We start from the raw sequence: 13,722 nt of genomic DNA, 5'->3' as shown, positions 1-13,722 counted from the left end.
AATCTGCTACGTCGCGTTGGCGATGATTAGGGTAAGGTGTGTGAAGGCGCTTCCAGCTTGCCGACAAGCCGCTCCTGCAGCTCAATGGTCAACTGTTTGAGTGCGGGGCCGATTTCGCCATAACAGACATCACGCGGCGCAATGTCGGTAATGCCGCCACAGGTGATTGCCACAAGCTGGGTGCCATCAGTCGGGCGAAATGGAACGCCAACTGCATTTATATAGCTGTACCAGTCGCCGCACGATGCAACGAAGCCATCTCTCTCAAAGTCTTCGAGTGCATTGCTTGTGAGGCGACGAATTTTCTCGGCCTGTTCCGGCTCGGCTGCAAGCATTTGCTCAAGCAGAGACTCACGCTGCGTTTCTTCCATGCCAGCATAATAGGAAAGCCCCATTGCAGTCCGCCAGATTGGCAACCTTGAGCCGACATTGAGGCGCAGGGAAACAGGGTTTTCAGAGCGCGCATTGGCGACATAGACCATTTCGCGTTGCTCACGCAGTCCCATGGCAACGGCGACACCGGTTTTTTCCGCAAGTTTCCGCATGAGCGGCATCGCCATATAAACAACAGCATTTGCACTGAGGCCCGAGTAGCCCAGCGAAATTGTCGCGGGGCCAATGCTATAGCGCCCGAGATTTTCATCGTAATTAAGATAACCCAGATTGATCAGGGTTAGTGTCAGGCGTGAAACGGTGGCTTTCGGCAAGCCTGTCCGATCAATAAGATCCTGATTTCCAAGAGAAATATCATTTGGGGTGAAGCTTCGCAAAATTTCCAGTCCCCTTACGAGGGCGCTGGAAACCTGAGCGCTGTCTTTATCGAGGTCCAATGAGCTGGGCTTCGTTCTCTTCTTCACGTTGTCTCCTGGGTATGTGCCGTTTTCAGTTTAAAGGAATGCCGTTCCAGAAAATGAAATTTAATTTCATTTATATTGACGGCGTCAAATTTGCTTGTCAATACTACGTGCAAGGACGCACAAAAACTGCGCCAGATTTCCAAAATGGGAACCGTGCATGTCAAATTATCTTTTTAAGCGCCTAATTGCGATGCCATTTCTAATTCTTGGCATCGTGACCATGGCCTTTACGCTCACGACGATCACCAAGGGTGATCCGCTTACATCCATTGTGGCGGAGCAGCAGATGAATAATCCGGAAGTCGTGGCGGCGGCAAAAGCAAAATGGGGACTCGATCGCAGTCTTCCAGAGCGCTACGTCATCTATCTCAAGAACCTGCTGTCTGGCGACATGGGCACGTCATTTGTCACGAAGCGTCCTGTCAGCACAGACTTGATGGCCCGTTTGCCAGCCACGATGGAACTGGTTTTATCGGCTATGGTTTTGGGGTCTATTGTCGGTATCCTGCTTGGTATTCTGGCGGCTTATTATCGCGACAGCGCCATTGATCATGTGGCGCGCCTTTTTGCGCTGCTGGGATCATCTTTGCCCGTCTTCTGGCTGGGGCTTGCCGTTCTCTTCGTTTTTTCAGTGCAATTTGAGTTGCTGCCCGGACCGGGCCGACTTGATCCACGCATGGCGCCGCCTGCTGCCATCACAGGTCTCATGACAATCGACAGTCTGCTCGCAGGAAATTTCGCGGCATTCAAAAACTCCCTCGCTCACCTAATTCTCCCTGCAACAGTGCTTGGCTGGACCGTGGCGGGTACGATTTCGCGTCTCGTTCGCGCCAATATGCTTGATGTAATCGGGCGTGAATTCATCCTCACCGCACGCGCCAAAGGTGCAGGCGAACTTCGTGTAGTGTTCCGCCATGCCCTGCGCAACATTCTTGTGCCGGTTCTGACAGTCATCAGTTATTCGTTTGCTTATCTCATCACAGGTGCGGTGCTGACCGAAACAATTTTCGCCTGGCCTGGCATGGGATCTTATGCGGTTGAGGCCGCGCGATCACTGGATTTCCCAGCAATCATTGGTGTTACCATCGTCGGTGGCGTGATGTTCCTGATTACGAACCTGCTCACCGATGTTACCTATGTCCTCGCAAATCCCCGCGTGCGTCTAGGCTAAGGGGAAAGCAAATGGTTGCAGCAGCAAACACCTCATCACGTCAGCTTAAATTCAGAATACCGCGCTGGTTTACCTTGCCGGTGGCAATCGGAATTATTGTCGTCGCCTTCTGGATCATTGCGACATTCTTTGCGCCATATATGACGCCCTACGACCCGCTCGACATGGTTGGACGCCGCCTGCAAGCACCAAGCTGGTCGCACTGGCTTGGAACCGATGCTCTGGGACGCGATGTGTTGACGCGCACGCTCTACGGAGCCAAGCATTCGCTGCCAATTGCCCTTTTGGTGGTGGTAAGTGCGGTTATCATTGGTGCTTTGGCTGGTGCTATCTCAGGCTATAAAGGTGGATTGATCGGCTCAGCCATTATGCGGCTCGTCGATATCACACTGTCATTTCCTCCGATGCTCCTCGCAATGGCGGTTGCCGCATCGCTCGGACCCGGGCTTGAAAACGCTGCGATTGCCATGGTCATTGTTTGGTGGCCTGTCTATGCGCGTCTCATGCGGGCGCAGGTGCTGGAAGTGCGCGAGCGTGAGCACGTGGAGGCCGCGATAGCATCTGGCGCCAGCAGTTCCCGTGTTCTGTTCAAGCATATTCTGCCGCTCTGCTGGACCCCGATTTTGATCAGCGCGACGATGGACCTGGGGCAGGTCATTCTGCTTGCCGCATCGCTGAGCTTTATCGGCCTTGGCGCAACGCCGCCCACGCCGGAATGGGGCTCGATGATCGCCGAGGGTGCTGTCTATTTCTACAACTGGTGGATCGCGATGGGGCCGGGCCTTGCCATCCTGACCATCGTTCTTGGTTTCAATTTCATCGGCGATGGTCTTCGCGACTATTTCGACCCGCGTTCGAAGTGATTGGAGAACAAAATGACAAATCCAAATGAGAACACCAGTCTCTTTCGAATTGAAAACCTGCGTGTCGGCTTTGGCCGCGATGGTGTGGTGCTTGATGCGGTAAGAGGCATCAATCTGGAACTCAGGCGGCGCGAAGTTTTGGGGATCGTTGGCGAGTCCGGCTCCGGTAAGTCTATCGGTATGCTGGCTTCAATCGGCCTGACGCCACCAAATGCCAAGGTTTCTGGCTCGGTCAAATTTCAAGGCGAAGAACTGGTTGGCAAGTCTCGGCGCGAAATGCGGAGCCTTCGCGGCTCGAAAATTGCGATGATCTTTCAGGACCCGCTGTCCTCTCTCAATCCGGTGATGAAGATCGGCGATCAGCTGATCGAGGCCTTGCAGCTTCATCAGAAAAAGCTCAACCGGAAAGCCGCTATGGCGCGGGCGATTGAGTTGCTGGAGCTAGTCTCCATTCCGCAACCTGATCAGCGTGTAAAACAATACCCGCATGAGTTTTCAGGTGGGATGCGGCAGCGTGTGATGATCGCCATGGCTGTCGCTAATGATCCGGACCTACTGATTGCGGACGAACCTACCACGGCACTTGATGTCACGGTTCAGGCGCAGATCATGGCAGTATTGCGAGACTTGCAGAATAAACTTGGTCTGGGACTTATCCTCATCACGCACGATCTTGGTGTCCTTGCGGGCCATGCTGACCGTGTTGCCGTTGTCTATGCCGGTGAAGTGGTCGAGGAAGCGGATGTCTTTGAACTTTTCGACAATCCTCGTCATCCATATACGCGCGGGCTGATCGCTTCGATCCCGACACTAAATGATAGCGGCGGCAAACTCTATTCCATTGATGGTGCGCCGCCCGTTCTGGGTGCTTTCCCCAAAGGATGTGCGTTTCATCCGCGATGCCCACATGCACAGGAAATCTGCAAGACAACGGCTCCCACATATCAGCAATTCGGACGCCACATATCGGCGTGCCACTTTGCCGACAGTCTGCCTGCATATCAACGAAAGGCCGACATGCCGGTCAGCAACGAGGCCGCGCTATGAACCAGAGTTTTCCATCGCAAACAGCTCCATCCTCCGTGTCGGATGCAGCTCTCTCGGTCCGCAATCTTCGCAAATCATTTCCGATCAAAGGCGGCACGATCTTTCAGCGCGATGTGGCTGAGGTCAAGGCGGTCGATGATATTTCGTTCGATCTGGCCAAGGGTGAGACGCTTGGTCTGGTCGGTGAATCCGGCTGCGGAAAATCCACACTCGGACGTTGCCTGCTCAGGCTGATCGAGCCGACGAGCGGGGAGGTTCTGTTTCAGGGACAGAATGTGGCGCAGTTCTCGCCGAAAGAAATGCGGGCTGCACGCAAGCATCTGCAATTCGTGTTTCAGGATCCGTTTGCTTCACTTCATCCGCGTATGCGCATCGAAGAAAGCATCGCCGAGCCGCTTCGTATCAGTGATCTGTCACAACAGCAGCGTAAAGAGCGTGTCCAGGAAATGCTGCGACTGGTCCGTCTCAACCCGGAGCATGGCAAGCGTTATCCGCATGAGCTGTCAGGCGGCCAGCGGCAACGTGTCGTGATCGCACGCGCCTTGGCGCTTAACCCGCAGGTTATGGTGCTCGATGAGCCTGTCTCGGCGCTCGACGTTTCGGTGCAGGCTGGGGTGCTGAATCTCTTGCAGGAAATTCAGGCGGAGTTCGGCACGTCCTACATCTTCATTGCGCATGATCTGTCAGTCGTGCGGCATATCTCGCACACGGTTGCAGTGATGTATCTTGGGCGGATCGTTGAGAAGGCTCCGGCTGGAGAACTCTATAACCGACCGCTGCACCCTTACACGCAGGCTTTGATGTCGGCTGTTCCGCTGGCCGATCCGGTCATTGAGCGAAAGCGGCAGCAAATTCTGCTCAAGGGCGATGTGCCGAGCCCGATCAATCCCCCATCCGGTTGCCCGTTCAGAACCCGCTGCTTCAGGGCGGAAGCGATCTGCGCGGAAGCCAGGCCGGAATTGCAGCTTCAGGGAGGCGGACACGCGGTCGCGTGTCACTTCCCGCAGGAATGGCGATCACCTCAGTAATTCCCGTGACTAATTTTGACTATCAGATACCGCTTATCGCGGATGTTTGAGAAGGACGTGACCTTGAAAATAATGAACGAACTTGAGGTTCCTGTTATGGGCGATAACAACTCCGCCCTTCCGCTGGCTGGAATAAAGGTTCTTGATCTTTCGCGCGTTCTTGCCGGTCCCTGGACCACGATGAGCCTTGCTGACCTCGGTGCAGAGGTTTGGAAAATCGAGAATATTCAAGGCGGTGATGACACGCGCGCTTGGTCGGTTCCCAATTATAAAGGAGCAAGTACCTATTTTCTCTGTGCCAACCGCGGCAAGAAAAGCCTGGCGCTCGATCTGAAGTCGCCAGAAGGCCTCGATATAATTTATGAACTGGCCAAGCAGGCGGATGTTGTGGTCGAGAACTTTCGTGCGGGAACTGTCGAACGTCTGAAAATCGATTATCCGACTCTCAAAGCGCTCAATCCTGGGCTCATCTATTGCTCGATATCCGGCTATGGCCAAACCGGTCCAGAAGCACGTCGGCCCGGCTATGACTTCGTGGTTCAGGCCGAAAGTGGCCTGATGTCGATCACTGGACAAACTGATGGCGAGCCGATGCGTATCGGCGTGGCTATGACCGATATCGTGGCGGGTATGGTAGCTACGCAATCAATTCTGGCAGCGCTTTATCAGCGGATAACCACTGGCCTCGGACAGTTTGTTGATATTTCTCTGTTTGAATGTGCGCTCAATACGCTGATTAATGTCGGTAGCGCGCATTTGAACGGCGGACATACCCCCAAACGCTTTGGTAATGCCCATCCGACCGTGGTGCCCTATCAGATTTTCGAGTGTTCCGATGGTGCCTTTGCCCTCGCTGTCGGTAACGACCGTCAGTTTGCAATCCTCTGCGAAAAGATCATTGGCCTGCCAGAACTTGCAGCGGACGATCGTTTCAAGACGGCAAGCGGGCGAGCGCTTAATCGTTCCGAACTGATACCGCCGATGGCTGAGCGTTTCCGCACCCAAACGCGCGAATATTGGATGGCCGAATGTCTGAAGATGGGCGTTCCTGCGGGGCAGGTGAAAACTGTTCCAGAAGCTTTTGAAAGTCCCAATGTTGTGGCACGGAATGTGGTGCAAACATTGGAAAGCCCACATCTGGGGCCGGTCTCTCTTGTGCGCCCTGCACAAGGATTGGAGGCACAGAAACATGCTTCTTATAAGGCGCCGCCAATGTTGGGTGAAGATAGTACCTCCATTCTGGAGGACGTTCTTCAATTCGATAAAGCCAGACTGGCAGAGCTGATCGATGCCGGTGTCATTCATCAATATCAGGCAACAGTTTGAGGAGAGAGTGATGACGAACACTCAAGTGGAATATTCCAATATCAAGCTGTTCATTGATGGAACATGGCGCGATGGTAGTTCTGGTGAAACGGTTGACGTTCTGAACCCGGCGACCAACGATGTTATCGGACATATTGCTAAAGCCACGACAGCAGATCTTGATGACGCTTTGGCTGCAGCCGAGCGCGGCTTTGAGATTTGGCGCAAGGTATCGGCCTTTGATCGTTATAAGATGCTGCGCAAGGCTGCAGATATTTTTAGGGCCCGTGGCGAGGGCGTTGCGCGCTTGCTGACGATTGAGCAGGGTAAGCCTCTGGCAGAAGCTCGTTCCGAGGCTGTAGCGGCCAGTGACCTGATCGACTGGTTTGCAGAAGAAGCCCGGCGCAGCTATGGCCGTATCGTTCCACCACGTTTTGCAAATGTGATGCAATCGGAAGTCAAGGAGCCGGTTGGTCCAGTAGCTGCGTTTACGCCTTGGAACTTTCCAATCAACCAGTCGGTTCGCAAAATATCTGCGGCTCTGGCGGCTGGCTGCTCCATCATTTTGAAAGCTGCTGAAGATACGCCGGCAGCACCAGCCGAACTGGTGCGCGCCTTTGCTGAGGCTGGTTTGCCTGACGGTGTTATCAATCTCGTTTATGGCGATCCGGCAGAAATATCGTCTTACCTCATCCCTCATCCGGTGATTAAGAAAGTGTCGTTCACCGGGTCGACGCAGGTGGGAAAACAACTTGCAGCGTTGAGTGGTTTGCACATGAAGCGGGCCACGATGGAGCTTGGTGGACATGCGCCGGTTGTCATCATGGCTGACGCCGACGTGGAGCAGGCAATCAAGGTGGCAGCTGCGGCCAAGTTCAGGAATGCTGGACAGATTTGCATCGCTCCCACTCGGTTTCTGATTGAAGAACCAGTCTACGATCAGGTGATCGAAGGCCTTTCAACTTACGCACGTTCGTTGAAAGTAGGAGACGGTCTGGATGCCGAAACGACAATGGGACCGCTGGTCAATGCGAGCCGGGTCAACGCCATGGAGCGATTGATCAGTGATGCAAAGGAACATAAGGTTACAGTGGTTACGGGCGGCGAACGCATTGGCAATCGTGGCAACTTCTTTGAGCCGACGATCCTGGCGGACGTGCCGCGTGATGCGGCAATCATGAACGAAGAGCCGTTCGGTCCGGTGGCACTTCTCAATAGCTTTCAGTCACTTGACGAAGCTTTGGTGGAAGCCAACAGGCTCAATTACGGTCTTGCGGCTTATGCATTTACTGGATCATCTGCCAATGCTTCGAAAATCTCTTCTTCGGTTCGCAGCGGAATGATCACTATCAATCATTACGGGTTGGCACTGCCGGAAGTACCTTTCGGTGGCATCAACGATTCCGGCTATGGAACCGAAGGCGGCGCCGACGCGCTGGATGCCTATCAGAATACGAAATTCGTTTCGCATTTGCAGGCATAGACCCGGCATCGGCAACCCTGAGGTGCCCGGTTAAAATGGCCCCGATTTGATGTCAATTTTCCGGCGGATTTTCCCGATTTGAGAAGGAGAATTTGCTATGAAGAAAAAGCCGTGTTCGGCTGAAGAGATCATCGCGGCATTGACGCAGGTAGAGTTGGGATTGCCTCTCACGGATCTAATCCGCCAGCTTGCTCGATACAAGACGGACATAACGATCCGTCTTTGTCCTCTGCGGTCAGATGAAACGCTACGAACTGCCGAATAGATCATAAGTCAGTAGTTAGAAACAATTAATTCGTTGATTTTTTTTATATATTTCCGTTGACTTCGAAAGAAGAGCGGCATCAGGACGGTGAATCCCTTATGGCCCAATAGGCCCCTTTGTCCCACCGGAGCAGCCGAGGTTCGGTGCATAAGTATGCCGCAGAGTGTGACAAGTGGCATTCTCCAGGCTTGCGGTCTGAAAAATTCTCAGTGCGAGGTCGTCGACCCCTGGTTACTCTTGTAATTTTCAATATACATATGTATTCAGGACGAGGGTTCGCTATGGGCTGGAGGCAGAGGAGCCTTCCCGGGTGATCTTTCAAACGGTCAGACGAGAGGAAGTTTCGTCTGATTTCCAAGGGAGGAATTAATGAATAAGCTTGCTATGCTGGCGGCTGTTGCTGCCTTTTCGTTGCCGGTTACCGCTATGGCGCAGGACGCGCCGGGCACAGCTAAAAAAGACAGCTACCGTTTCGTCATCGTGCCAAAGGTTGTTCATCCTTGGTTTGACAAGGTGAATGAAGGCGCACAGCAGGCCGCTGCTGCGCTCAAGGCGCAGACTGGCGCTAATGTTGAAATCGTCTACTCGGCACCGCAGAGTGCAGATGTTGTTCAGCAGAACCAGATTATCGACAGTGCGCTTGCCACCCGTCCGGATGGTCTCGCACTCGATCTGCTCGATCCGTCGGGCAACCGTGCGTCGCTCGAAGAAGCACAGGGACAGAAGATTCCGCTGGTCCTGTTTGACTCCGTGCCGCCTGAAGGCATGACTATCACTCACATCGGTTCGGATTTCTGCGAACAGGCCAAGATTGCCGCCCGTCGTCTGGTCGAAGTGCTGGGTGGTGAAGGTGAAGTCGCAATCATGATGGGCGTGCCAACCGCGCCAAACCATTCGATCCGCGCTGATTGCCATCGCGAAGTGTTCAAGGAACATCCAGGCATCAAGGTTGTTGCGGAAGGCATCGACAATGACAGTATCGAAATCGCGCAGCAGCAGGCAGCCTCCATCATGCAGGCCAATCCAAACCTGAAGGGCTGGGTTGCTTCGGATGCGGCTGGCCCGATCGGTATCGGTCAGGCTATCGTTGAAGCTGGCAAGCAGGGCAAGGTCACGTTGGTCGGCCTCGACAACCTGCCGGAAATGCTCGACATGATCCGCAATGGCGTGGCCGATAGCTCGTCCGCATCGCAGCCTGAACTTCAGGGTTACTGGTCGGTGATGATGCTTTGGGCACAGGCAACCGGCGCTCCGGTTCCTGGCTATATCGACACCGGCAATGCATTCCTCACCAAGGAAAACGTAGGCAACTGATCCGTTTTGATCTTGTTGCAAGGGCACGGGTTCTCCCGTGCTCTATTTTTTTCCTGTCCTATCGGCTTGACCGGCTGCTTGCCGGACACACACCGATAGTTTTCCAAGGTGTCCATCATGGCTTATCTTGAAACAAGCGGATTAGGCCGAGACTTTCCGGGCGTAACCGCGCTTGATGGCGTTGACCTGAAAATCGAGCTGGGTCGCACGCATATTCTTGCTGGCGAAAACGGCGCCGGCAAATCTACACTGGTTAAAATTCTGACCGGAACCGACAGCGCTTCGCGCGGTCAGGTGCTGATCGATGGTCGCGATCCGGTTGCTGATCCCGCGCTCTATAAAAACGTCGCCTATGTTCCGCAGGAGTTGACGCTGTTCCCGCAGATGAGCGTCGCTGAAAATCTGTTCATGCCATTCAGCCGAACCGGTCACGGTGGCTTTGTCGTCAACCGCAAAATACTGATGGAAGAAGCGAAATCTTATCTGACCCGTTTCGGCATCGAAGCGCGGCCGGGTGACCTGGTTGCCAATATTTCTGTGTCCGATCAGCAGCTTTTGCAGATTGCGCGTGCCTGCACCAATGAGCAGATGAAGGTGCTGATCCTTGATGAGCCGACATCTTCGCTGACGCGTGTTGAAGTCGAGCGTGTCTTCAAGGTTATTCGTGGCCTTCTCGATCGCGATCACGCGATTGTCTTCATCAGCCACAAGATGGAAGAAGTCTTCCAGATTGGCGATGATTATACCGTTCTGCGCAATGGTGTGAAAATCGAAAGCGGTCGTATCAAGGACGTCACCGAAGCCGATCTTATCCGCGCCATGTCTGGCCGCGATCTTTCCTTTGATGAGCATTTCCGTCCGTCAAAGCCTACCACTGAAACCATCATGGAAGTGCGCGGACTGTCCGGTTCGCGTTTTGAAAACATCAGTTTTGATCTGCGCAAAGGCGAGATTCTCGGCTTTGCCGGACTGGTGGGCGCTGGACGCTCCGAAGTGATGCAGACGATCTTTGGCTTTCTGAAAGCCAAATCGGGCCAGGTGAGGGTGGAAGGCGAGAGCTGGGCACTGAATGATACCTCGCGCTCGGTTTCGGGTGGTATGCTCTATCTTTCGGAAGAGCGGAAACATCATGGCATTCTGCCGCTTCTGTCGCTGCGCGAGAATATCGGCATTTCGGTGTTGTCTCTAACCAGCGGCAAATTGGGCATCTCCGACCGGCGTGAACGCAATATCGTGCAGAAGATCATTGATGATTACGGTATCCGCACATCTGGAATGAGCAAGCGCATCTCGCAACTTTCGGGTGGCAATCAGCAGAAGGCCATTATCGGTCGCGCCATGGCTACGCGTCCGCGCGTCCTCATCTTTGATGAGCCGACGAAAGGTATCGATATCCGGACCAAATCCGAGATTTATCGCATCATGAAGAATCTCGCCGAAGAAGGCGTCGGTGTCATCCTCGTCTCCTCGGAACTCAACGAGCTGCAGAAATGCGCGAGCCGTATCATCACCATGCATAACGGCCATATCACCGGTGAGTTCTCCACCACCGATACTAACAATGAAACACTCGTGGGCGCGATCTTTGGAACAGAGGTAAAAGCCGATGCAAACTAATCCACTTTCCAATCTCATCCGCACGCCGCTGGCCGGTGTGTTTGTGGCGCTTCTGGTGATTTTTGCCCTATCGGCGATCCTTTCACCTTACTTTCTCACACCTTACAATCTGTCGGTTGTTGCGCGCGGTCTCGCCTTTGTCGGCCTCATCACCATTGCGCAGTCGATGCTGATGGTGCTGGGCGAGCTCGATCTGTCGCTCGGCGTGATCGGTGGTCTTTGCGGCGTTGTCTCGGGCATTCTGACGGTTCGGATGGGTTTTGAACCTTATTCGGCAATGCTGCTTGCAATACTGCTTGGCCTTTGCCTTGGTCTGTTCAACGGTTTTCTCGTCACCTTCTTGCGCCTGCATTCGCTGGTTCTGACCATCGGTACGGCGGGCATTTTTGGCGGTGCCAATCTGGTGCTGACCCGCGGTGTTGCCATCACCGGCATTCCGCGTGATGTGCAATATCTCGGCCGTGGTGATTTGTTCGGCGTGCCAGTGCCATTCATCATCATGTTTGTAGCACTGCTGGTCGCGACCTTCGTGATGCTAAAAACACCATTCGGTCGTTACATGTATGCTATCGGCAATAACCGCGACGGCGCCCGCATGCTGGGTATTCGGGTGGATCGTATACGTCTCATGGTGTTCGGTGTGGCCGGTGCCATTGCAGGCCTTGCAGGCGTGCTGATGGTTGCGCGTCTTGGTACGGCACAGCCGTCCATTGGCGACAGCTGGGTTCTGGCTCCGATTGCTGCATCCGTTATCGGTGGCGTTGCCACAACGGGTGGTATAGGCAGCCCGATTGGTGCGATCCTCGGTGCCGGCATCATCGCTGTTATTGAAAACATTATCGTTCTGTTCGGTGTCTCCCCCTATTGGCAGGGCATTGTTTCGGGCGCAATCGTCGTGTTGGCTATTTCGTTCGATGCCATATCGCGTCGTTATCTGCGCCGGGATGCCCACTGATCTGACGACCTGACACGATTTAGAAAGCCAGAAGCATGAATGAACAAGTTAAAACGAAGAAGCTGATCAACGCGCCGGAACATATCATTGCAGAAATGATCGAAGGCATGGTCGGCGCGCATCCCGACATGCTGCGTGTCGAAGGCGAAACGGGTCGTGCGGTTGTGGCGGTCGATGGCCCGCGCGAAGGCAAGGTCGGCATTGTTGTGGGCGGAGGCTCAGGTCACGAGCCAGCTTTTGCAGGCTATGTCGGGCGCGGCCTTGCGGATGCAGCAGCCGTTGGTAACGTGTTTGCCTCACCATCGCCTGCCCATATTGCAGAAGCGGCAAGAGCTGCGGATGGTGGCGCTGGCGTGCTGATGCTCTACGGCAATTACACCGGCGACGTTCTTAACTTCACGATGGCTGCGGAAGAACTCGCGCAGGAAGGCATGGATGTGCGTCATGTCGCGGTTGCAGACGACGTGGCCTCGGCTCCGATTGATCGCAAGTCGGAGCGTCGCGGTATTGCCGGCGATTTCTTTGTGTTCAAGGTTGCTGGTGCTGCCGCTGATCTGGGTGAATCCCTGCCGCGCGTCGAAGCGCTGGCCCAGGCTGCCAATGAAGCGACCCGTTCGATGGGCGTGGCCCTAAGCCCTTGCTCACTGCCCCAGACTGGCAAGCCGAACTTCTCTATCGGCGATGATGAGATGGAAATCGGCATGGGCCTGCATGGCGAGCCGGGCATCCGCCGCCAGAAGCTGGCGCCTGCTGATGAAGTGACTGACGAACTGATGGCCTCGGTCGTTGAAGAACTGGCGCTCAAGGCTGGTGATCGCGTTGCCGTTCTGGTCAACGGACTAGGCGCGACCACTCATATCGAGCTTTACCTGATCTTTCGCCGCGTGAAGCAGATTCTGGATGGCAGGGACGTTCAGATCCACGCCTCATGGGTTGGCGAATATGCAACGTCGCTTGAAATGGCTGGTGCGTCGGTGACGCTGATGAAGCTCGATGCGACGTTGCAGACGCTTCTCGATCATCCATGCCATACGCCAGCCTTAACGGTTGGTGCTGTGCAGGCAGCGGATCGTGAAGCGGGGACACATCGCAAGGCGCAGCGCAGCGCTGAACACAAAGAAGCTGCCACGGATACGCCGCGCAAGCTCATCACCGAGGGTGATGTGACACCAGGACTTTTCAAGGCGATGATGATGAATGTCGGCAATCAGATCATTGCCGAGAAGAACTGGCTTTCGGAACTCGATGGCGTGATTGGCGATGGCGATCACGGCATCACTATGGAAATCGGTTGGATGGCCGTGCAACATGCGCTTGAAAACGAGCAGGGCGATGAAACCATTGAAGCCATCTGCAAGCGGATGGCCAAGGCGTTTCTGGATGCGGTCGGCGCTTCGTCGGGCCCGCTTTATGCAACGGCATTCCTGCGCGCAGGCACGGCCGTGAGCAATCGTCTGAACCTTGATGGAACCGGCATTGCCCAGTGGCTAGCTGCCGCATCACAGGGCATCCGGGATCGCGGTCGGGCTGAGCCGGGCGACAAGACGATGATTGACGCATGGGTTCCGGCGGTCGAGGCTGCGAATGAGGCTGCGAAAGACGGCAAATCCACGCTCGACGTGCTGATCGCTGCACGCGATGGTGCGGAAGCGGGCATGAAGGCGACGGCTGCAATGGAATCGCGTCGTGGCCGTTCAGCTAAGCTTGGCGAGCGTTCCATCGGCCATATCGATCCGGGTGCGGCGTCTACATTCGTAACCCTGCGTGCCATGGCAGAAGCACTTCAAGTGAAGGCTTAATCAAAGAGCACAGGGGCC

At 54.7% G+C, this 13,722-nt stretch carries 11 protein-coding genes; 10 read left to right on the top strand and 1 reads right to left on the bottom strand.

Translation table 11 applies throughout. The annotated features are described in order from the left end of the window. Window positions 1-26: 26 nt before the first annotated feature. Window positions 27-857, bottom strand: a complete 831-nt coding sequence (locus ABWW28_RS21725) for an IclR family transcriptional regulator (RefSeq protein WP_353392079.1) — start codon at window positions 855-857, stop codon at window positions 27-29. A gap of 157 nt (window positions 858-1,014) precedes the next feature. Between ABWW28_RS21725 and ABWW28_RS21720 the strand changes: the two genes are divergently transcribed. The 10 genes from ABWW28_RS21720 (at window position 1,015) to dhaL (ending at window position 13,704) form a co-directional block, all read left to right on the top strand. Then, window positions 1,015-2,028, top strand: a complete 1,014-nt coding sequence (locus ABWW28_RS21720; RefSeq protein ID WP_353392076.1) for an ABC transporter permease — start codon at window positions 1,015-1,017, stop codon at window positions 2,026-2,028. A gap of 11 nt (window positions 2,029-2,039) precedes the next feature. Continuing rightward, window positions 2,040-2,891, top strand: coding sequence for an ABC transporter permease (locus ABWW28_RS21715; RefSeq protein WP_064321469.1), 852 nt, complete (start codon window positions 2,040-2,042; stop codon window positions 2,889-2,891). 12 nt (window positions 2,892-2,903) lie between these two features. After that, on the top strand, window positions 2,904-3,938 hold the full coding sequence (locus ABWW28_RS21710; protein ID WP_353392073.1) for an ABC transporter ATP-binding protein: 1,035 nt from the start codon (window positions 2,904-2,906) through the stop codon (window positions 3,936-3,938). After that, window positions 3,935-4,966 carry an ABC transporter ATP-binding protein gene (locus tag ABWW28_RS21705; protein ID WP_113477130.1) on the top strand — a complete coding sequence of 344 codons (1,032 nt, stop codon included), beginning with the start codon at window positions 3,935-3,937 and terminating at the stop codon, window positions 4,964-4,966. Before ABWW28_RS21710 ends, ABWW28_RS21705 begins: the two co-directional genes overlap by 4 nt. Window positions 4,967-5,038: 72 nt before the next feature. Continuing rightward, entirely contained in the window at window positions 5,039-6,292 is a 1,254-nt protein-coding gene (locus ABWW28_RS21700) for a CaiB/BaiF CoA transferase family protein (protein WP_353392126.1), read from the top strand. 10 nt (window positions 6,293-6,302) lie between these two features. After that, window positions 6,303-7,754 (top strand): NAD-dependent succinate-semialdehyde dehydrogenase, encoded by a 1,452-nt coding sequence (locus tag ABWW28_RS21695; protein ID WP_353392071.1) that lies wholly within the window; start codon window positions 6,303-6,305, stop codon window positions 7,752-7,754. 634 nt (window positions 7,755-8,388) lie between these two features. Then, window positions 8,389-9,333 (top strand): substrate-binding domain-containing protein, encoded by a 945-nt coding sequence (locus ABWW28_RS21690; protein WP_113477135.1) that lies wholly within the window; start codon window positions 8,389-8,391, stop codon window positions 9,331-9,333. A 117-nt stretch (window positions 9,334-9,450) separates the two neighbouring features. Further along, the gene (locus ABWW28_RS21685) at window positions 9,451-10,950 is read left to right on the top strand and encodes a sugar ABC transporter ATP-binding protein (RefSeq protein WP_353392068.1); all 1,500 of its coding nucleotides are present in this window, start codon (window positions 9,451-9,453) and stop codon (window positions 10,948-10,950) included. Beyond that, the gene (locus ABWW28_RS21680; RefSeq protein ID WP_353392067.1) at window positions 10,940-11,905 is read left to right on the top strand and encodes an ABC transporter permease; all 966 of its coding nucleotides are present in this window, start codon (window positions 10,940-10,942) and stop codon (window positions 11,903-11,905) included. Before ABWW28_RS21685 ends, ABWW28_RS21680 begins: the two co-directional genes overlap by 11 nt. Before the next feature lie 35 nt (window positions 11,906-11,940). After that, window positions 11,941-13,704: a dihydroxyacetone kinase subunit DhaL gene (dhaL, locus tag ABWW28_RS21675; RefSeq protein ID WP_353392065.1), complete on the top strand. Its 1,764-nt coding sequence runs from the start codon at window positions 11,941-11,943 to the stop codon at window positions 13,702-13,704. The last annotated feature ends 18 nt before the right edge of the window (window positions 13,705-13,722 follow it).

The organism is Brucella sp. NBRC 14130, assembly GCF_040371715.1.
In the GTDB taxonomy this organism is placed as follows: domain Bacteria; phylum Pseudomonadota; class Alphaproteobacteria; order Rhizobiales; family Rhizobiaceae; genus Brucella; species Brucella intermedia.
This window is presented reverse-complemented; position numbering and strand designations above follow the sequence as displayed.